The following is an 18,568-nucleotide window of genomic DNA, read 5'->3' on the forward strand; positions in this document are numbered from 1 at the left end:
AACAAGTGCGCGTCGCTTCCGACCGGATCGAGGCTGACCCCGGCGGCGTCGCTTCAAACGTCCGCGCCTTCGGCGAGCGCGGGGACGAGGCGAGCGGGGTTCTTCGCCAGCACGCGGGCCATCAGGTCCTCGGAGACATCGAGGGTGAGCACCTCCATCACGCCGACGTTCGGGTGGACGTCGGGTGCGCCGGACCCGAACAGGACGCGGTCTGGGTGTTCCAACACGCCGCGTTCGAGCACCTCGCGGTAGCGCACCGCGCTCGTGTCGACGTACACGCGGTCGTGCTCGTCGAGCAGGTCGAGCGTCCGGTTCATCAGTTCGGCGTCCAGCGGGTACCCGCCGAAGCTCCCGAGGACGAGCGGGAGGTCGTAGCCGAGCAGCTCCGTCTCGACTGCCTCGGGCGGGAACTCTCGGCCCGCGTGGACGAACAGGGGGAGGTCGGCGTCTTCGAGGCGGGACAGCACGTCCTCGTTCGGCAGGCCGTCGACGTGGGGGGCGAGCGTGAAGCCGTGGAAGCGGTCGTCGTAGGAGTACTGCTCGACGTCGTCCGGGCGGGTGTGGTGGTCGTCGCGCTCGGCGCGGAGGTTCCGCACAACCGACGCGGGGCCAGTCCCGGCGTCGCGCGGTCCGTTGAGGCGGGCGAACGCGACGAACGGGCGGTCGATCGACAGGCGCGCGACGGCGTTGTTCGCGCGGAGGTAGCTCCGGCCGGGGGCGCGCTGGCCGGGGCTCGCGACGGCGCGGACGATCCCCGCCTGAAGCATCTCGCGTTCCAGCCGCTCCGGGGAGATGTCCCGCCCGTGGGTGGCGACCGACGACTCGTCGGGGTCGAGGGTCGCGCGGGTGTCGACGATCCGGAAGTCGTGTTCGAGCCCGAGCATGGCCGCTCTCTATCGGTCCGTCTCGGGCGACCCGCATGTGCCTGTCGGTCCCACGGTGGGGCGCGAGCGACGCGGACGCCCGAGACCGGTCACGGCCCCGCGGTCGAGACGATCTTGACAACGTCGCCCTCGGTCAGCTCGTGGTCCTCGCCGATCCGCCGTGAGGCGCGCGCGTCGACCGCGTGGAGGTACCCCTCGCCGATGTCCGAGTGAACCGCGTACGCGAGGTCGGGCGGGGTCGACCCCGAGGGTAGGAGGAACGCGTCCGGAAGGACGTTTCCGGTCCCGTCCGTCCACTTGCCGGCGTCCTGAACCGGGTAGGCCGTGATGCGGTCGAGCAGGTCGTAGACCGCGGCGTTCAGCGCCGTCTGGACGCCCGTTCCCTCGTGTTTGTCCATCGACTCGCGGAGCGCGTCGAGACCGGCGCGCTGGTCGTCGGAGACGTCGCCGACGATCTCGAACGACTCGTCGCCGGGATCGTAGTCGACGACGCCGGCGTCCGCGGCGCGGCGTAAGGCGAGTTCGCCGTCGGCGGTGGCCGCGATCACCGGCTTGTCGGTGCCCTCGCGGATCCGGTCGACCGCGCCGTCGGGGGCCGCGTCGACCTTGTTCGCGACGACGACGATCGGCTTGGTCCGGCGGCGGACCGCCCGCGCGAGCGCCTCGCGGTCGTCGTCGGTCCACGCCTTCGGGTCGTCCGGGTACTCCAGACTGCGGAGGACCCTCGCCACGTCGCCCTCGGTCGCGCCGAAGCCGGTGAGCATGTCGGACAGCGCGGCTTCGAGGTCGAAGTCGGGCGAGCGCGACTTCCGCTCGACGCCCTCCCAGTTGCGGTCGACGATGCCCGCGAGCCACAGGTCCATCTCCTCCTCGACGAAGTCCACGTCGTCGAGCGGGTCGTGGCTCCCGACCTCGACCGGCTCCCCCTCGGCGTTCGTCGCGCCGGAGGCGTCGACGACGTTCACCACCACGTCCGCGTTCGTCAGTTCGTCGAGGAACTGGTTGCCGAGGCCCTTCCCCTCGTGTGCGCCCGGGACGAGCCCGGCCACGTCGAGCAGTTCGATCGGGACGTACCGTTTCCCGTCGCGGCAGTTCTCCGAGCCGCAGCGCTCTTCGCGGTCGAGACACGGGCAGCGCGTCCGCACGTGGGTCACCCCGCGGTTGGCGTCGATGGTCGTGAACGGGTAGTTCGCGACGTCGACGTCGGCCTCCGTGGCGGCGGTGTAGAAGGTGGACTTGCCGGCGTTCGGCTTGCCCGCGAGCGCGACCGTGATCATGCCGGAGCCTCGCGGCGACGCGAAAAGCGCCTTTCGGTCGGGCGCGGCGAAGCGACCGACGGCGGCCACTGCGGATCCGCTTCCGGCGGTCGCGGTAGGGCGAGACTCGAAGAGGCAGCGGGCGACGCACCCTGAAATCAACAACGTTTAGCACAACTGAGATAATCCGCCCACATGGATCGGGACCTCCCGCTCGCCGCCCTCTGTGGTCTGTTGGTCGGGTTCGGCATATACCGGTTCCTCTCGCCCGGCGGGTTCGTTTCGGGAGCGACGGGGGCGGTCTACGCCGGAGCGGCGTACTTCTACTTCGCGTTCGACGTTTCGCTCCTCGGTACCGCCGTCCAGTTCGACGACCGGACGGACAGGTTGGGCTACGCGATCGGCCTGTTCGGCCTGTGTGTCAGTCCGATGGCGTTCGCACAGTTCTACGGGCGACACGGTGCGACGACGCTCCCGTTCGTAATCTTGTTCATGGGCGTCATCGCGTTTCTGCTCTTCGTGGCGGAGGCCCAGCGACAGACCGAACGCGTCCACTGAAACGCGCTGTCAAGGACACCCGACAGGTCTGAAGACTCCGCGATACCGACTCCGGCGGGACCGTACAAACCGGGTGCCGGCTTTGTTGAAATCGACAGCAGTTGCTGTTTTACCCCCGCAACCGCTCAGTACGGGACCTCTACGGATCGATGTGGTGTACCGCTTCGGGGGACAGGAGTCGGTCGGTGGGCAACGCAACCCATCCGTTCGGGAGAACACGAACCTCGCCTCGGTGAAGCACCTGCTCCTGTTCGAAATCGCCGTACACGGTCGCGTTCTCGTAGTCGATCAAGAGCTGATCTGGGATCTCGTCCGGTGCGAGGACCATATTCGACCGACCGCTTCTTCGAGGATAGGTCTTCTCCCGGCCCGAAACGTGGCCACTCCTCGCGCTTCAGCGACCAGCCCGTTCCAGCAGGAGTACGTCCAAAGAATAGCGTTTCAACGGATCTGACGCAGCGTAAACCCCTCTGTCTGCGACTGGCAGCCGGTTCACCGCTCTGAACAGAAAACCCGCGCCCGAACCTACCGATGTCGACTCACTTCCGCGCGACGATCCGGAGCACGTCCTCGTCGGCCAACTCGTGGCTCTTCCCGACCTGCTGGTCGTCGTGTTTGGCGCTCTCGCCGGACACCCGCGCGAACTTGAACCGCTCGTCGAACTCGCCGCCGATCTTCGTACAGGCGTCGCCGACGGTGTCGCCCTCGAAGAGGATGAGCGGCTCCTCGTAGTCGACGCCGCGTCCCGGCTTGTCCATATAGATGCGGATAACGCCGAGTTCCTCCCAGAGGCGCTCCTTGAGTCCGTCGAGACCGAGGCCCTTCTCGGCGGAGATGAAGAGCACGTCGTCGGGGTCGAGGTCGCGCTCGCGGAGCTCCTCTTTCACGGTCGGGAGGTAGCTCTTGTCGATGAGGTCCGCCTTGTTGACGGTGACCATCGACGGGAGATACTCACGATTGTCCATCACGGCGTCGACGAGTTCGTCGATCGTGAGGTCGTGGGGAATCGTGACCTTCGCGTTGACGTAGCCGTACTCGCGGAGCACCTGCTTGACGGTCTCCTCGTCCAAGCTCACCTCGTCGCTCATCGTCACGCCGAGCCCGTCCTTGTGCGTCTTGCGGATGTTGATGTTCGGCGGCTCCGTGTCCAGCCGGATGTTGGTCGCGTACAGCTCCTCGCGGAGCCGGTCGTACTGCTCGATCTCGAAGACCGAAAGCATGAACACGACGAGGTCCGCCGTCCGGACGACGGAGAGAACCTCCTTGCCGCCCCCCCGGCCGCCCGCGGCACCCTCGATCAGGCCCGGAACGTCGAGGATCTGGATGTTCGCGCCGCGGTACTTCAGCATTCCCGGGTTGACGTCGAGGGTGGTGAACTCGTAGGAGCCGACCTCGCTGTCGGCGTTGGTGAGGGCGTTGATGAGGGTGGACTTGCCGACGCTCGGGAACCCGACTAAGGCGACCGTGGCGTCGCCGTGCTTCTCGACCGCGTAGCCGTGGCCGCCGCCGGCGGAGGACTGGTTCTCCAGCTTCTCCTTTTTCTCCGCGAGCTTCGCCTTCAGCCGCCCGATGTGCGCCTCCGTTGACTTGTTGTAGGGCGTCTCGGCGATCTCCTCGCGGAGGTCTTCGATCTCCTCCTCCAGTCCCATTACCCGTTTCTCGGCCGGTCGCGTCGTTAAAGGTGTTCCTTCGGGTCGCCGGGGCGGTCCCGAGGTTCGGCCGCGACGACGGCCGACCGCGAACCCCGGATCTCCGCCGCGAGAGTGGTTGGCACGTCGATACTTCGACACGGTTATATCGGCGACGAGCAACTCTCAGACACGCCGAATGCCAGATCCGTCGAGCCTTCGAGACAGCACGCAGATCGTCCTCCCGCGCGGCGCGCTCGAGGGCCACCGGGAGTGTCTCGAAGACCGGTTCACGGTCACCATCATCGAGATGCCGGAGCGGTACCGGATCATCGGCAGCCCGGTCGAGATCAAGGCCGCGAGCGACTACCTCACGCGCAACGGCGTCGCGCTCGCGTGACGCGACGGTCAGGGCGGTCCCCGTTCGGAGCCTTGAAGTCACCGCTCGCCGAGACCACGTGACGATGGTCTCTCGTCGGGCGCTGCTCGCCTCGGGTGTCGCCGGAGCCACCGGAATCGCCGGCTGCGCCGCGTCTCCATCCGGTTCCGACGACGGCGCGATCGACGCCGACGCGGCCGACGGAGACGCCACGCGGATCGGCTTCGTCGGCGACCTGATGCTCGGTCGCAGCGTCGCCGACCGCTGGGCCGACGCCGACGACCCCGCTGGCGTCTGGGGCACGACGCTCCCGCGGCTCCGCGACCTCGACGCCCTCGTCGGGAACTTGGAGTGCTGCGTCTCCGACCGCGGCGAGCGGTGGCCCGACAAGACCTACTACTTCCGGTCGCCGCCGTCGTTCGCGGTGCCCGCGCTGGAGGCGGCGGGCGCGTCGTTCGTCTCGCTCGCCAACAACCACATCCTCGACTACCGGGAGCCCGCGCTCCGCGACACCCGGACGCACCTCGCCGACCCCGGCATCGCCCGCGCGGGTGCCGGCGTGACCCTCGACGAGGCGCTCGAACCCGCGACCTTCGAGGCGGGCGACGTGACGGTCGCCGCGTTCGGACTCACCGACCAGTCGACGGCGTTCGCGGCGACGGACGCGGACCCGGGCATCGCGTTCGCGCGGCTCGACCCCTCCGTGCGCGAGACTCGCGCCCTCGTCGGCGACGTGCTCGACCGCGTTGCGGACCTCGATCCGGATCTCGTCGTCGCCTCGCTCCACTGGGGCGCGAACTGGGAGACCGAACCCCGTGCGGTCCACGAGCGGTTCGGTCGGTGGCTTGTCGAGCAGGGGGTCGACGTCGTCCACGGCCACAGCGCGCACGTCCTCCAGGGCGTCGAGGTGTACGAGGGGCGGCCGATCATCTACGACGCGGGCGACTTCGTCGACGACTACCTCGACTACGTCGACCGCGAGGGCGTCCGCAACAAGCGGAGCGCGCTCTTCGAACTCGTCGTCCGCGACGGCGACCTCGACGCCCTCGACGTGGTCCCGACCGCCATCGACGACGAGACCGCCGCGCTGGCGGACGGCGAGGTCGCGGCGTGGGTCCACGAGACGGTCGCCGAGCGCTCCGAAGCGTTCGGCACCGTGGTCGACGGAACCGACGGAGAGCTGGCCGACGGTCGACTGCGGGTTCCGCTCGGCGACGAATAATCCGCCGGGGTCGGTCCCGCCACGGCCTCGGCTTCCTTCCGAATCCCCACCGCGGCTGCTGGGGTCCAAACCCTATTGGGTTCGATGGCTCAAGGGGGACCGTGACGAACACCAACCGCGAGTGGCTTCTCGCCGAACGGCCCGAGGGCGAACCGGACACGGACAGCTTCGAACTGCGCGAGACCGACGTACCGACGCCCGACCCCGGCGAACTCCTCGTCCGAACCCGATTCCTCTCGGTCGACCCGTACATGCGCGGGCGGATGCGCGACGTCGAGTCTTACGCGGAGCCGTGGGACGTCGGCGACGCGCTCAAGGGTGGCGTCGTCGGAGAAGTGGTCGAAAGCGAGAGCGACGCGTACGACGCCGGCGACCTCGTGACCGGCGAGGGGAAGTGGGCCGACTACGCGACCCTCGACGCCGACGACATCGCGCCCGTCGACCCGACCGTCGCCGACCCCGAGGCGTACCTCGGCGTGCTCGGCATGCCCGGCCGGACCGCCTACTTCGGCCTGCTGGAGGTCGGTCAGCCAAAGCCCGGCGACACGGTCGTCGTCTCCGGCGCGGCGGGCGCGGTCGGCTCCGTCGTCGGCCAGATCGCGAAGCGAAACGGCTGCCGGGTCGTCGGCTTCGCCGGCAGCGACGAGAAGACCGACTGGCTCACCGACGATCTGGGCTTCGATGCCGCGATCAACTACAAGGCGACAGACGACTACCGCGCCGCGCTCGACGAGGCCGCGCCCGACGGCGTCGACGTGTACTTCGACAACGTCGGCGGCCCGATCACCGACGCCGTGTTCACCCAGTTGAACCTCGACGCCCGCGTCGCGGTCTGCGGACAGATCGCCCACTACAACGACGAGGGCGTTCCGACCGGCCCGCGAAAGCTCCCGCAGATCATCCCCGTGCGAGCCAGAATCGAGGGGCTGCTCGTCGGCGACTTCGCGACCCGGTTCGGCGAGGCGAGCGAGCGGCTGGGCGGGTGGGTCGCGACCGGCGACCTCGAACACCGCGAGACGGTCGTGGAGGGACTGGAGAACGCGCCCGACGCCTTCCTCGGTCTCTTCTCCGGCGACAACATCGGCAAGCAGGTCGTGCGGGTGTCGAGCGCGGACGGGAAGTAGCGAATCACCGACCTCCGACCCGGACCGCCGGACGGAGCGACGCGAGTGTCTCGCGCTCGCCTACCGCCGCCGCCGGCCGCGTCAAGTGCGAGTCCGACAGCGGTCCGGGTCCGGGACTCGGCGGAGGCACTGCCGACGATCTCTCCCGACCGGCCATCGAGCCCCGTTCGACGCAGTCGATCGACGCGTGCGGTCCGTAGGTCGGTCACCGAATTACATCGCTACTTCGATGCTCCTGTCGGTCGAACGGATTTGCCGGCGTGAGGCGAGCGACGACTGAGCAGAGTCCGGTTCGATCGAGGCCGCCCTTCGCCGGTCGTGAGCGGGTCGGTCTCGTCGGTGTCGACGGTACAGCTATCTCCTCGGAAGAAGCATCAATACGTATGAACAAATTACGGTTGGCCGCTGTCGCCCTCATCGGCGTCGTCGTCGTCGCCGCCGCGTATGCGGTCTTCGCCGGGGTACTGATCGGGTCCGACGTGGCGTCGTACTCGTCCGACGGCGTCACCGTGTCGGATCTCGCGTACGAGGACGCCCTCGACCGCGCCGCGGCCGCGGGGTACGCGGTCGAGCGAGTCGGGTCGAGCGGGTTCCACCCGGAGGGTATCGACGAACTCGACGCCGAACTCGGTCCGGAGTACGAGGCGTTCAGGGTTACGTTCGACCGCTCGGAGACGAAGCGACTGTGGGCCACTTTCTACGCGGACGAAGGAGTCACCGTCGTGACACTCTTCGCGGACGACAACCGAGGCGAGTTCACCGTCGACGACCTTCCGCCCGACGAGTGGCTCGTCGACCGGTTCACACTCCTGTTCGAGATGGACGCGGCGACCGCAGAGGGCTACGTCGAGGAGCTCAAAACGGAGGTTCGGACGAGTGATCCCGCTGAACCCGGAGCGGGCACGCCAAGCCTCGAGATCGACGAGCCGGTGGCCTTCCGAGCCACGTACGACAGCCTGACCGCCGGTGCGACGACCGTCAACGCGACGTCTTCGGCCGGGTCCGGCGTACACGTTCGCGAGTACTACGCGGCGGACGGCAAGCTCGGCAGTATCGAGTTCGTTCTCCCTCGGGCGACCGTGACGCACGAGGCGGACGGGTACACGTACCGCGTACACATCGACTATCACGGCGGCGTGGAGGTCGACGCACAGACGCGCGCGACGCGTTCGTTCGAGGAGCAGGACGTTCGCACCGTCTTCCGACAGATGTTCGAGGAGATGGGCATTCCGCCGGACGCGATCGACCACATACAGTTCGAGTATCGGGGCAGCGTGTGGTGAATCGAACTGCCGAGTGCTTCGGCGGTCGAGATCGTCTCTGTCACCCACCAGGCTGCGATCCGGTGCGTGCTCGCGAGCGCTGCATTCGCGGACGAGGGGATACCGAACGGTGAAACCAAGAGACAGCCAGCGAACAGTGCCGACCCCGGAACTAATCCGATCCGCTGTCGGGTAGCGAGACCAGCGAACCGCTTTCGAGCGACCTCCGCTGAGGCTGAGTCAGTTTACGACCGGGGGGTAAATGATTATGTAGTGCGTGTTCGAGGATCGTCCGTATAATAGCGAGTATCATCCACGTGGCGTTCTCACGGTTCCACGGGCGGAGCGGGCCGAGCGCCTCGGGGTCAAGCCCCGAGGCCGTTCACGCGCTCTCGCACACTCTCAGTCGTCGTCCTCTTCCGGGGCCTTCCGCGTCAGGACGACGGAACTCGCGGCTGCTCGCCCGACGCCTTCGGCGACCGATCCGACGAGTTTTCGCTTGAGGAACGGGTCGCGCGTCGCACCGAGAACGGTGAGATCGTGGTTCGCCGTTTCGTCCGTGACTGCGCCTGCAACGTGGTCACTCCGGAGCGTCGTGGACTTGACGCTGATATCCATCCCGCTGAGAGAGGAATCGTAGCTCCGGAGCAGTGCGGCGGTCTCCTCCCGCACCGGGTCATCCGCATCAGGGTGAGTGACGTGAAGAAGGCGGACAGCCGCGTCGCGCTGTGAGGCGATCGTGCCGGCGAGCTCGACGGCCAGCTCACAGTGTGGGCCACCGGCGACTGGGACCAAGATCGAGTCGATGTCGCGCGACGGTGTGCGGATGCGCTTAACGAAGACGTCACACGGTGCTTCGCTCAGGATCCGGTCGAGGAAACTCCCGAGTATGACGTCGCGGCGTCGAGGGCGTCCGCGCCATCCCACGAGTAAAGCGTCGGCGTCGTGTACATCGACGGCTCCCACGATTCCCGTTGCGATGTCTCGAGCGTACCGCATCCGCGATTCGACCGGGACGCCGGCGTCCGTGGCTCGTTTGACCGCGTCTTCGAGGACTCGTCTCTCATCGCCGTCGTCTTCGAGAAGGCTGTCACCCGCAGAGAGAGGGATCTGGGGCGGCACCTCGACGACGTGTAACACGACGACGCGCATCGACTGGCCGCGCGCAATATCGATGACCGTGTCGAGTAATCGTGCGGCGGTCTCCGGATTCGCGACGGGAACCAACAGCGTCTCGGTCCGATTCTTCGAGGTCATGACCCGTACTTCTCCGTGAGAGATATTAACACTCACCCAGCTACTTCCCGGACAGAAACTGACCGAGCGCATTCGCGTGCGAGATCGTCCGTCGCTCTTGTAGTCGTAGCTGAGTACGCAAGCAAACCCACAAGACGTCGACCGCTTTCGAGTGTGCGGGACCGGATTCGAACCGCAAGGACTCGCTTCGCTCGTCCTCTGGGCTACAAATCCGCTCCTGCCCCCTCCTTCGTTTTCTCGCTTCGCTCGAAAACTCAGTCAGTGCGCGGGACCGGATTTGAACCGGCGGACCCCTACGGGATAGCGTCCTAAGCGCTACGCCTTTGGCCTGGCTCGGCAACCCGCGCGCAACCCAGCGTAGGCGAAACCAACTCAAGAACCTGACGAACCACCAGCCGCGACGTGATTTATAAATGCGGTGGCGCGTGCCTGCGAGCGGTCGCCACCGGCGACCGCGAGACAGCACCGCGCGAGGGAGTCGGCCGCGACGAGGGCGACCGGAGGGAGCCCGACGGACGCGGCCGACGAGGCTGGGGAGGCGTGAGGCTGTGCGGTGCTGTGCGGGGTGGGACTCGAAGGGGCAGTCGCGAGGACGAAGGCGCGCGACGCAAGCACCGCAGGAACGAGCGAAGCGAGTGACAAGGAGCACAGCGAGCGCACCGAGTCCTCGCGGCTGGGGCTTCGGCGGTCTCGGTCACGGAATCAGTCACACCGAAAATAGTCACGTACAGCCGAGCGGCTGGGGATTTGGTCGTGGTCACGGCGCGAGCGACCGCTTATAAATAGGCAGCCAATACTTCGAAGCGTCTCACAGCTCCGCCAACGACGTCTCAACAGCCCTCGCAGTCGCAGTACGCGTCACAAACCGGGTTGTCGCAGTCGGGGCTCCGGGCCGAACAGAACTCCCGGCCGTGGCGGATCAGGAGGACGTGAAGCGGGTATATCAGCTCGTCCGGGATCTGCTTGTCTAACACCTCGTGGGCCCGCTGGTTCGACGCCGACTCGGGGACCAGTCCGAACCGCTTCGAGACGCGCTCGACGTGGGTGTCGACCGCCATCGTCGGCTTCCCGAAGTGGAAGTTCAAGACGACGCTGGCGGTCTTCGGGCCGACGCCTTTGATCTCCGTGAGCCACGCCTTCGCGTCGTCGGTCGCCATCGCGTCGAGGAACGCCAGCGAGTACGCGCCGCCCGTCTCCTCGCGGATCGCGGCCAGCGCGCGCTGAATCCGGGCGGCCTTCTGGTCGGGAAGCCCCGCCACGCGGATCGTCTCGCGCAGCTCCTCGTGGTCGGCGGCCTCGATGGCCGCGAAGTCGTCGTAGCGCTCGAACAGCGCCTCCGAGGCCCGGGCCGTGTTCTCGTCGGCGACGTTCTGCGAGAGGATCGTCGTCACCAGCTGGCGGACGCCCTCCCCCGGCTCGGCGGTCGGGTCCGCCCCGTGTTCGGCGGCTCGGTCGACCGGCTCGTACAGCGACACGAGGTCGTCGTGAAGCGCCCGGACCCGCGTCTCGTCCCACGTCTGCGTCGACATACGCGCGCTACGTGCGCGGGCGACTTCAGGGCGGCGGATGCGCGGGCGAGCCCGGTGCGCCCGCGACTCGACGGACGCGGCCGCTTATGTACCCCCACCGACTACCCGTGCCCGTGTACCGAGCGAGCGACCGGGTCGACAACGAGGCGTGGATCGAACTGCTCGACGAAGCGTGCGCCGCGCTCGACCTCGACGAGGAGACGCGCTCGACCGCGGTCGACCTGTTCCTCTCTCGCGCCCCCGACGACGACCGCGGCAAGCGCGTCGCGGCCGCAGCCAGCCTCTACGCTGCCGGGCTGATCCGCGGCGAAGAGCGCTCGCAGTCCGCCGTCGCTGACGTGATGGACGTCTCTCGGCTCTCGGTTCAAAAGCGGTGGAAACCCATTCTCGAAGACGCCGGCTTCTCGCCGCCGTCGTGGTGAGTCTCGGACGCTCACCATCCGTTTTCACTGCCCCTCGCACCCGTTTCCGCCAGCGACGGCTCCGACCGTGGGTGTCGCCGATGGATTTAAAATGATGTGTAAAGTCTCCTTTACTGTAAAGCGAGCTTTACACTCGGTCCGCGCTCGCTTTACCCACCACCATGAGCGAACACACTACCCCCGCGACGACTCGACCCTCCACGCGGAAACGGTACAAGCGAATCGCCTACGGACTGCTCGGCGTCGGCATCCTCGCGCTGTGGATCGCCATCGCGCTCGACCGGTTCGTCCTCGGCGTCGCCCTCTACTGGGCCGGCGGTATCGGGATGGGGCTCGTCCAGCGGTTCAGCCCCGTCGACCTGTACGACGAGCGAGACACGACCATCGAGCGCGAGGCCGGCCACTACACGATGAAGGTGTTCGCGTACGTGTTCGTCCTCGGCGCACCCGGCGGACTGGTGTTAGAAGAGAGCGGGATCGTCACGCTCCCGGGCGAGTTCTACGGCTCGATGTGGACGCTGTTCGCGCTCTTCGTCGCGTACGGCGCGTTCGTGATCTACTACAAGTATCGGCTGTGAACCGCACATGAGAAACGACCTCAGCGACCGGCGCGCCGAGACCGGCGAGAGTCAGGCCGACCTCGCCGCTGCGGTCGGCGTGACGCGCCAGACTATCAACGCGATCGAACGCGAGCGCTACGACCCGTCGCTGGAGCTCGCCTTCGATCTGGCCGCCCACTTCGACTGCCGCGTCGAAGACCTGTTCGACCCCGAAGAGTGACCGACTGCCGCGGTGCGACTACTTCGGCGTCGCCACGACGCCGAGGTGGTCCTCGTGGTAGCGGTCGAGCCGCCGCGTCTCCAGAATCTCGTACGCATCGCGGAGCCGGTCGAGCGCCCCGTCGAACACGTCCGCCGGCGCGGCGGTCACGTCCTCGCTGCGCGCCTTGATCGCCAACAGTAGCCGGCCGTCGTCCGCCAGAAATCGGGCGTTGCGCACGGCCACCTCGGCCTGTCCGCGCGTGGCGACGTCCTGAACGACCGCGTCGACGTCGCTCTCGACGACGTGCGCGTACGTCTCCGGCTTCCGGGCGTCCTTCAGCAGCGGGAACAGTCGGTCGCGTGGCTCCGCGGCGTCGAGCAGGTCCCGCGCCGGACGCGGCGCGAACTCGACCGCGTACGTCGGGCCCGCGAAGTCGGCGACGTGACTCACCGTGGTCCCGCTCGCGGCACCGAGATAGAGGACGGTCTCGCCGCCCGCGAGCCCCGTCTCCAGTCCGAGTTCGAGCATGCCGCCGAGCTTCGAGCGCTTTGGGTCCCACGCGCGCCAGCCGTCTGCGGTCGGCTCGCCGTATACTGGCTCGCCGCGGGTCGCCAGCCGCCGCTCGCCGTCGATCTCTTGGCGCTCGACCCCGTTCGGAAGCGTCGGCTCACTCATCGTCGGTCACCTCCGCTCCGTCGTCGGACGCCGCTCCGTTCTCCTCGCTGTCCGCCCGCGCCCGGATCGTCGCCATCCGCTCGCGGAGGTCGTCGTGGAGTCGCTCCCGACGCTCGCCGGCGTAGTGGTCCGCCCGCGCGCCGAGCGAGAGCTTCCCGGCCAGCGCCCGCGCCGCGGAGCCGCGGTCCTCGGGCCGCGTCCCCCGAACGAACTCGTGGGTGTAGATGATCCCGTGTTTCGGCGAGGGGGCACGCCCCGAGAGGTGCGCGAACAGCGCGTCCTCAGCGCCGAGTACCTGTACGGTCCCGGACGGCTTCTTCGCGAGCGATTCCAGTCCGCCGGCGAGCGCGATGAGACGCGCGGCCAGTTCCGGGCCAGCCATCTCGGTGAGGTTCGGCGCGACGGCCGGCGCGATCCGACCGATGGTGTCCGCGAGCGCCGCCCGCTCGTCGTCGAGTTCCGCGGCGCGCTCGGCGAGGGAGACGGCCCGCCGCTCGACCTCTCTCTCCGGCTCGCGCGCGGCGACCGCCCGGGCCCCCTCGATTCCGGGATCGACCTCGTCGAAGAGGCTTCCGGCCCACTCGACGGCGCGTTCGCTGAGCTCGTTGGCGACGCGCTCGCAGTCGTCCATGGCCCGGACCGCGTGGATCAGCTGCGCGTCGTCGGCGCGCTCGCGCTCGCGGACCGCCTCCCGCGTCGCGCGCGTCGTCACGGCCTTGAGCCGGTCGTAGTACTCGTCCGCATCGCCGGCGAACCCGGCCTCGACCGCGCGCGCGGGCCAGTCGGCGGGTGTCGCGGCGCTCCCGTCGCGGACCCACGCGGCGGCCGCGGCGTCGTCGCTCGCCGTTTCCACGTTGCCGTCGGCCGCCTCCGACGAATGTGCCTCGAACCAGCCGCCCCCGCCGTCGGACGCCCCGCTCGCGTCCGGGTCGTCGGTGTCACTCATTGCCGGCGGCTACTCGGCCCGCCGGTATAGACGTTCCCGATGCGGCTGACGGCGCTCGGTCGACGGGCCGCTCACGCGGCCGCGTCGGCCTCGCCGCCCGCGTCGTCCGGCTCGTCCTCGTCGTCCGCGAACACGCCGCCCGCGCCGGACTTCAGTTCGGCGAGCGTCGCGCCGGCTAGTCCGCCGAGCGCGCCGCCCGTGCTCGCCGCGTTCCGGCTCCACAGTCCGCCGACCGCGGCACCGACCGCCGCGCCGACGGCCGCGTACTTCGCCCTGCTCAACGCCGTTCGGATTCGAGATCCCATACCGACCCTCTCTTGTCGATTCATAAAAATGTGTCTGCGAAAACCACGGATTGGTGTGGGCGGGGAAATCCCCGACTCCCGTCACTGGAGCCGCTTCGTCGTCTCCACGAGCGGGTGTCTGGCGTAGTCGACGATCTCGATGTCGTCGACGACGCGGAGGCCCTCCTTCTCGGCGGTCTTCGCCATCCCGAGGTCGACGGTGGTCCGCGGGATGATCACGTACGCGTCCATCGCCTCGATGCCGGCCTCCCGGGCGGCCATGGCCCGGTGGTGCCCGTCGGCCAGGTAGAGCGTGCCGCCGTTGTCGATGACGACGAGCGGCTCGGCGAGCCCGTTCTCCAGTTCGTACTGCCGGCCCTCCAGTTCGTCGGCGTACACGCGGGCCTGCGTCGGCGTCAGGGCCGCGATGTCGACCTCGCGCCGCTCCTCATCGAGCTCGACGCCGTGGATTTGCGAGAGGGTCCGCATCAGCTTCCCGACTTTCCCGGGCGTCGCGCGCTCGATCTGCGAGCGCACCACGTCCGTGTTCGAGATGATCCCGACGAGGTTGTCGGCGTCGTCGACGACGGGGAGCCGCTGGATGCCGGAGCGTAAGATCACGCGGGCGGCGTCGGTCACCTTCATGTCGGGGTGCGCGACGATCAGGTCCTCCGTCATCACGGTGAACACGGGCGCGTCGTCGTCCGCGAGCAGCAGGTCCCCGGCCGAGACGAACCCTTCCACGGTGCGGCCCTGCGTGACGGGGAACCCGTTGTGGCCGTCGCTGTCGGCCATGCGACGCGCGACCTCGGCCACCGTCTCGTCCGGACTGACCGTCTCCACCTCGCGCGTCATGTACTCGCCGACGGTCGGTTTCCCGCTCATCGTCCGCCGTAGACGCTCCCGGGGTAAAAAGAGGCCGGGGCGTTGGCGCCGAACGAGCGGTCGAGTCGGGACGCGGAATGGATGCGAGTGCGGTGGCTCGCGGAGCGGTAGCGAAATAAGACCGCAAAAAGCGGGCGCGAAACCGTCTACTGCGGGCTCGGACTGGACGGGCTGGAGACGTTGCCGTCCTTCAGCGTCGATCCCGTGATCGACTTCAGCCGCGAGACGAGCGAGTCCTTCTCGGTCTCGCCTTCGAGGGCGATGTCGAGGACCTCGCTGATGTGCGAGACGGGGATGATCTCTATCATCTCCTCGTACTCGTCTTCGATCATCACGTCCTGCTCGTTGGCCGCGGGGATGATCACCCGGGTACAGCCGGCCTTCGCGGCCGCCTCGATCTTGTGGGTCACTCCGCCGACCGGGAGCACGTCGCCGCGGACCGAAAGCGATCCGGTCATCGCGAGGCTCTGGTCGACGCCGACGTTCTCTAAGGCGCTGATGACGGCGGTCGCGACCGTGATGGACGCGGAGTCACCGTCGACGCCCTGCTGGCCCGTCTGGATGAACTGGATGTGGATGTCCTTCTCCGAGATGTTCTCGTCGGAGAACTTCTTGATGATCGCCGAGACGTTCTGGACCGACTCCTCGGCCATCTCCTTGAGCTGGCCGGTGGCGATCACCTGACCGCCGCCTTGGGTCGGCGTCACCTCGGCCATCACCGGGAGCATGATCCCGGAGTCTTCGCCCATGACGGCGAGACCGTTGACGCGCCCGACGACGTAGCCGTCGGAGACCTCCAGCTCGTAGTCCTTCCGGCGCTCGATGTAGTCGTCCGCGAGCTGCTGTTCGATGGACCGCGAGCGGCCCTTCGCCTGAAGGACGTGGTCACGGGTCGTCATCTCGGCGTCCTCGCCGCGAGCGATGTCGCCCGCGACGCGGACCATCCCGCCGAGGTTCCGCATCTTCAGCGTCAGGTGGCCCTTCCGGCCGGAGCGCCGCTTGGCCTCGAGGATGATCTCCTCGACGGCCTCCGCGGAGAATTCCGGCAGGCGGCCGTCCTTCGCGACCTCTTGGGCGATGAACCGGACGTACTTCCGGCGCATCTCCGGGGTGTCCTCGATGGTGTCCTCCATGTACACCTCGTAGCCGTACCCCTTAATGCGGGAGCGCAGCGCCGGGTGCATGTTCTCCATCGCGTCGAGGTTCCCGGCCGCGATCATGACGAAGTCCGTCGGGACCGGCTCGGTCTGGACCATCGCGCCCGAGGAGCGCTCGGACTGGCCCGTGATCGAGAACTCGCCCTCCTGAATCGCCGTCATGAGGTGCTGCTGGCTCCGGATGTCGAGCGTGTTGATTTCGTCGATGAACAGCACGCCCTTGTTCGCCTTGTGGATGGCCCCGGCCTCGACGCGGTCGTGGCTGGGCGTCTCCATCCCGCCGGACTGGAACGGGTCGTGCCGCACGTCGCCGAGCAGCGCACCGGCGTGTGCGCCCGTCGCGTCGCGGAACGGCGCGGTCTTTGTGTCGCCGTTGTTCACCAGCAGGTTCGGGATCATCGCGTCCGAGCCGCGGTTCAGGTAGCGGAAGACGAGGTACACTACGCCGGCCGCGATGATGCCCACGAGGACCGTGCCGGCGATGATGAGCGCGTAGCCCAACACGACGGCGATGATGATCCACATGAGAAGCGACCGCATCTGGTTGCGCTTGCGCGCCTCCTCGCGGTGCGCCTCGACGATCTGGTCGCCCTTGCCGGCCGGCACGGTCCGCACCTTCGGCTTGTTGCCGTCCTCGGGGTTGTGATACACCAGGACGTCCTGTAGCTCCTCTTTGGGGAGCAGCTCGGACATCGCCTTCGCGAGCATCGACTTCCCGGTCCCGGGCGAGCCGATCATCATCACGTGGCGGCGCTGTTTCGCCGCCTTGATGATCACGTCGCGGGCGTGTTCCTGCCCGATGACCTGGTCGACGAGCCGGTCGGGGATCTCGAGTTCGGCGGTCGTGTCGATCTTGAGTCCGCCGAGCAGGTCGTCCTCGTCGGGGTCCTCCTCGATCTCAGCGCCCTCGACCTCGACGGTACTGCCGAGTTCGTCGATCCCGCCGTCGTCGGCCGGCCCGGCGCTCTCGCCGTTCCGGTCCTCGTCGGATCCCCCGACGACCTCGGTCTCGTCGAACCCGTCGCCCTCGTCGACGACGACGCCGTCGTCCCAGGGCTCGTCCGCGTCGTCGGGGTCCGCGGCCGACTCCCCGCCGGAGTCCGCGGTCGCGTCCCGGTCGACGTCGGGGTCGCTCGCCGGACCGTCGTCGGGCTCGGGATCGCCGTGTGCGGCGTCCTCGCCGTTCCCCGCCGGATTCGAGTCGTCGACGCCGCCGTGAGGCGGTTCGTCGGGGTCGTCGGCCGTCGGGTCGTTCGTGTCCTTCTCGTTGCTCATAGAATCGGGTGTCGCTATCGAAAAGGACGGGTCGGCTACTGATATACTTTCTCCCCCCGGACTCGTCGGTTCGGGGGCAGTAAACGCCCTCGTGAAGCCGTTTAACCCTCGATCTCTCCGTTCAGCCGTTCCCACGGGGTTTATAAATGACGCCGCCGCTACGTAGATTCATGCGGGGGTTCTACATCGGTCGGTATCAGCCGTTCCACGACGGGCACCAGCACATGGTGGAAGAGATCGCGGCGGAGGTCGACGAGCTGGTCTTGGGAATCGGCTCCGCCGGCGACTCTCACACCACGCGGAACCCCTTCACCGCCGGCGAGCGCGTGATGATGGTGACGAAGGCCGTCGAGGAGTTAGACGCCACCACCTACGTCGTCCCCATCGAGGACCTCGACCGGAACTCGGTGTGGGTGAGCCACGTCCAGAGCATGACCCCGCGGTTCGACGTGGCGTACTCGAACAACCCCCTCGTGGTCCGGCTGTTCGAGGAGGCCGGCGTCGAGGTGCGCCAGTCGCCGATGTTCCGTCGCGACGTGCTGGAGGGGACCGAGCTCCGCGAGCGGATGATCCGCGGCCGCGACTGGGAAGACCTCGTCCCGGACGCCGTCGTCGACGTGATCCGCGAGGTCGACGGCGTCGAGCGCATCCGCCGGATCGCCGAGACCGACACGAACGGCGAGGAGCCGTCGGACGCGTAGACCGGCTGTACGTAATCCGGTTCTGCTTATAACTCGCTGAGCGATGCGAACCGCTCCGAAGCCCCACCCGCTCGCTACGACGAAACCGACGCTGTGACTAAGACCACCGAAGCCCCAGCCGCGAGGACAGCGCACGCTCGCTGCGCGCCTCACTCGGTCGCTTCGCTCCCTCGTTGCGGTGCTTGCGTCGCCTGTGCTGTCCTCGCGGCTGCCCCTTCGAGTCCCGCACCGCACCTCACGCCTCCCCAGCCTCGTCGCTGTCGGCCGTCGCTTCGCTCGGCCGCCATCGACTCCAGCGAGAATCGGAGATTCTCTGGCAGCCGGCGGCTTCGCCGCCGGCGACCTCGCGCGACGCTCCTCGG

At 68.0% G+C, this 18,568-nt stretch carries 20 protein-coding genes and 1 tRNA gene; 9 read left to right on the top strand and 12 right to left on the bottom strand.

All coding sequences use genetic code 11. The annotated features are described in order from the left end of the window. Positions 1 to 53 precede the first annotated feature (53 nt). Together QOL69_RS13630 and QOL69_RS13635 are read right to left on the bottom strand one after the other, a co-directional pair. Positions 54 to 884: an amidohydrolase family protein gene (locus QOL69_RS13630; protein ID WP_283403602.1), complete on the bottom strand. Its 831-nt coding sequence runs from the start codon at positions 882 to 884 to the stop codon at positions 54 to 56. An 89-nt stretch (positions 885 to 973) separates the two neighbouring features. Beyond that, the gene (locus QOL69_RS13635; RefSeq protein ID WP_283403603.1) at positions 974 to 2,161 is read right to left on the bottom strand and encodes a redox-regulated ATPase YchF; all 1,188 of its coding nucleotides are present in this window, start codon (positions 2,159 to 2,161) and stop codon (positions 974 to 976) included. Between the two features lie 174 nt (positions 2,162 to 2,335). On the opposite strand from QOL69_RS13635, the gene QOL69_RS13640 reads away from it, so the two are divergent. Next, the gene (locus QOL69_RS13640; RefSeq protein ID WP_283403604.1) at positions 2,336 to 2,698 is read left to right on the top strand and encodes a hypothetical protein; all 363 of its coding nucleotides are present in this window, start codon (positions 2,336 to 2,338) and stop codon (positions 2,696 to 2,698) included. A 139-nt stretch (positions 2,699 to 2,837) separates the two neighbouring features. On the opposite strand, the gene QOL69_RS13645 is transcribed toward QOL69_RS13640, so the two are convergent. Both QOL69_RS13645 and QOL69_RS13650 read right to left on the bottom strand, forming a co-directional pair. After that, complete coding sequence (locus QOL69_RS13645) at positions 2,838 to 3,026, bottom strand: hypothetical protein (protein ID WP_048077360.1); 189 nt, start codon at positions 3,024 to 3,026, stop codon at positions 2,838 to 2,840. Positions 3,027 to 3,237: 211 nt separating this feature from the next. Then, on the bottom strand, positions 3,238 to 4,347 hold the full coding sequence (locus QOL69_RS13650; RefSeq protein ID WP_048077361.1) for an OBG GTPase family GTP-binding protein: 1,110 nt from the start codon (positions 4,345 to 4,347) through the stop codon (positions 3,238 to 3,240). 178 nt (positions 4,348 to 4,525) lie between these two features. On the opposite strand from QOL69_RS13650, the gene QOL69_RS13655 reads away from it, so the two are divergent. The 4 genes from QOL69_RS13655 (at position 4,526) to QOL69_RS13670 (ending at position 8,334) form a co-directional block, all read left to right on the top strand. Continuing rightward, entirely contained in the window at positions 4,526 to 4,726 is a 201-nt protein-coding gene (locus QOL69_RS13655) for a VNG_1110C family protein (RefSeq protein WP_283403605.1), read from the top strand. 64 nt (positions 4,727 to 4,790) lie between these two features. Further along, positions 4,791 to 5,927: a CapA family protein gene (locus QOL69_RS13660; RefSeq protein WP_283403606.1), complete on the top strand. Its 1,137-nt coding sequence runs from the start codon at positions 4,791 to 4,793 to the stop codon at positions 5,925 to 5,927. 101 nt (positions 5,928 to 6,028) lie between these two features. Further along, positions 6,029 to 7,051, top strand: coding sequence for an NADP-dependent oxidoreductase (locus QOL69_RS13665; protein ID WP_283403607.1), 1,023 nt, complete (start codon positions 6,029 to 6,031; stop codon positions 7,049 to 7,051). A gap of 383 nt (positions 7,052 to 7,434) precedes the next feature. Then, the gene (locus tag QOL69_RS13670) at positions 7,435 to 8,334 is read left to right on the top strand and encodes a hypothetical protein (RefSeq protein ID WP_283403608.1); all 900 of its coding nucleotides are present in this window, start codon (positions 7,435 to 7,437) and stop codon (positions 8,332 to 8,334) included. Positions 8,335 to 8,715: 381 nt separating this feature from the next. Here the strand turns inward: QOL69_RS13670 and QOL69_RS13675 are convergent, their stop codons facing one another. The 3 genes from QOL69_RS13675 to nth form a co-directional block, all read right to left on the bottom strand. Then, on the bottom strand, positions 8,716 to 9,642 hold the full coding sequence (locus QOL69_RS13675; RefSeq protein ID WP_283403609.1) for a universal stress protein: 927 nt from the start codon (positions 9,640 to 9,642) through the stop codon (positions 8,716 to 8,718). 190 nt (positions 9,643 to 9,832) lie between these two features. Beyond that, positions 9,833 to 9,917, bottom strand: a tRNA-Leu gene (locus QOL69_RS13680). Positions 9,918 to 10,400: 483 nt separating this feature from the next. Continuing rightward, complete coding sequence (gene nth / locus QOL69_RS13685) at positions 10,401 to 11,099, bottom strand: endonuclease III domain-containing protein (protein ID WP_283403610.1); 699 nt, start codon at positions 11,097 to 11,099, stop codon at positions 10,401 to 10,403. Positions 11,100 to 11,212: 113 nt separating this feature from the next. Between nth and QOL69_RS13690 the strand changes: the two genes are divergently transcribed. The 3 genes from QOL69_RS13690 (at position 11,213) to QOL69_RS13700 (ending at position 12,301) form a co-directional block, all read left to right on the top strand. Next, positions 11,213 to 11,521, top strand: a complete 309-nt coding sequence (locus QOL69_RS13690) for a cyclin family protein (protein WP_283403611.1) — start codon at positions 11,213 to 11,215, stop codon at positions 11,519 to 11,521. Positions 11,522 to 11,682: 161 nt separating this feature from the next. Beyond that, positions 11,683 to 12,099 (top strand): DUF2178 domain-containing protein, encoded by a 417-nt coding sequence (locus QOL69_RS13695; protein WP_048077364.1) that lies wholly within the window; start codon positions 11,683 to 11,685, stop codon positions 12,097 to 12,099. Positions 12,100 to 12,106: 7 nt separating this feature from the next. Next, the gene (locus tag QOL69_RS13700; protein WP_283403612.1) at positions 12,107 to 12,301 is read left to right on the top strand and encodes a helix-turn-helix transcriptional regulator; all 195 of its coding nucleotides are present in this window, start codon (positions 12,107 to 12,109) and stop codon (positions 12,299 to 12,301) included. 18 nt (positions 12,302 to 12,319) lie between these two features. On the opposite strand, the gene QOL69_RS13705 is transcribed toward QOL69_RS13700, so the two are convergent. The 5 genes from QOL69_RS13705 to lonB form a co-directional block, all read right to left on the bottom strand. Continuing rightward, the gene (locus QOL69_RS13705; RefSeq protein ID WP_283403613.1) at positions 12,320 to 12,958 is read right to left on the bottom strand and encodes a fibrillarin-like rRNA/tRNA 2'-O-methyltransferase; all 639 of its coding nucleotides are present in this window, start codon (positions 12,956 to 12,958) and stop codon (positions 12,320 to 12,322) included. Then, positions 12,951 to 13,904 carry an NOP5/NOP56 family protein gene (locus tag QOL69_RS13710; protein WP_283403614.1) on the bottom strand — a complete coding sequence of 318 codons (954 nt, stop codon included), beginning with the start codon at positions 13,902 to 13,904 and terminating at the stop codon, positions 12,951 to 12,953. The genes QOL69_RS13705 and QOL69_RS13710 overlap by 8 nt, the downstream gene beginning before the upstream one ends. Before the next feature lie 71 nt (positions 13,905 to 13,975). After that, complete coding sequence (locus QOL69_RS13715) at positions 13,976 to 14,209, bottom strand: glycine zipper domain-containing protein (RefSeq protein ID WP_283403615.1); 234 nt, start codon at positions 14,207 to 14,209, stop codon at positions 13,976 to 13,978. Positions 14,210 to 14,290: 81 nt separating this feature from the next. After that, positions 14,291 to 15,073, bottom strand: a complete 783-nt coding sequence (locus QOL69_RS13720; protein WP_048077368.1) for a CBS domain-containing protein — start codon at positions 15,071 to 15,073, stop codon at positions 14,291 to 14,293. Between the two features lie 146 nt (positions 15,074 to 15,219). Beyond that, positions 15,220 to 17,505, bottom strand: coding sequence for an ATP-dependent protease LonB (gene lonB, locus QOL69_RS13725; protein ID WP_283403616.1), 2,286 nt, complete (start codon positions 17,503 to 17,505; stop codon positions 15,220 to 15,222). A gap of 170 nt (positions 17,506 to 17,675) precedes the next feature. On the opposite strand from lonB, the gene QOL69_RS13730 reads away from it, so the two are divergent. Beyond that, a complete protein-coding gene (locus QOL69_RS13730) occupies positions 17,676 to 18,206 on the top strand; it encodes a nicotinamide-nucleotide adenylyltransferase (RefSeq protein ID WP_048077370.1) in 531 nt (176 codons plus the stop codon). Positions 18,207 to 18,568: the final 362 nt, after the last annotated feature.

The organism is Halorubrum sp. DM2, assembly GCF_901686465.1.
In the GTDB taxonomy this organism is placed as follows: domain Archaea; phylum Halobacteriota; class Halobacteria; order Halobacteriales; family Haloferacaceae; genus Halorubrum.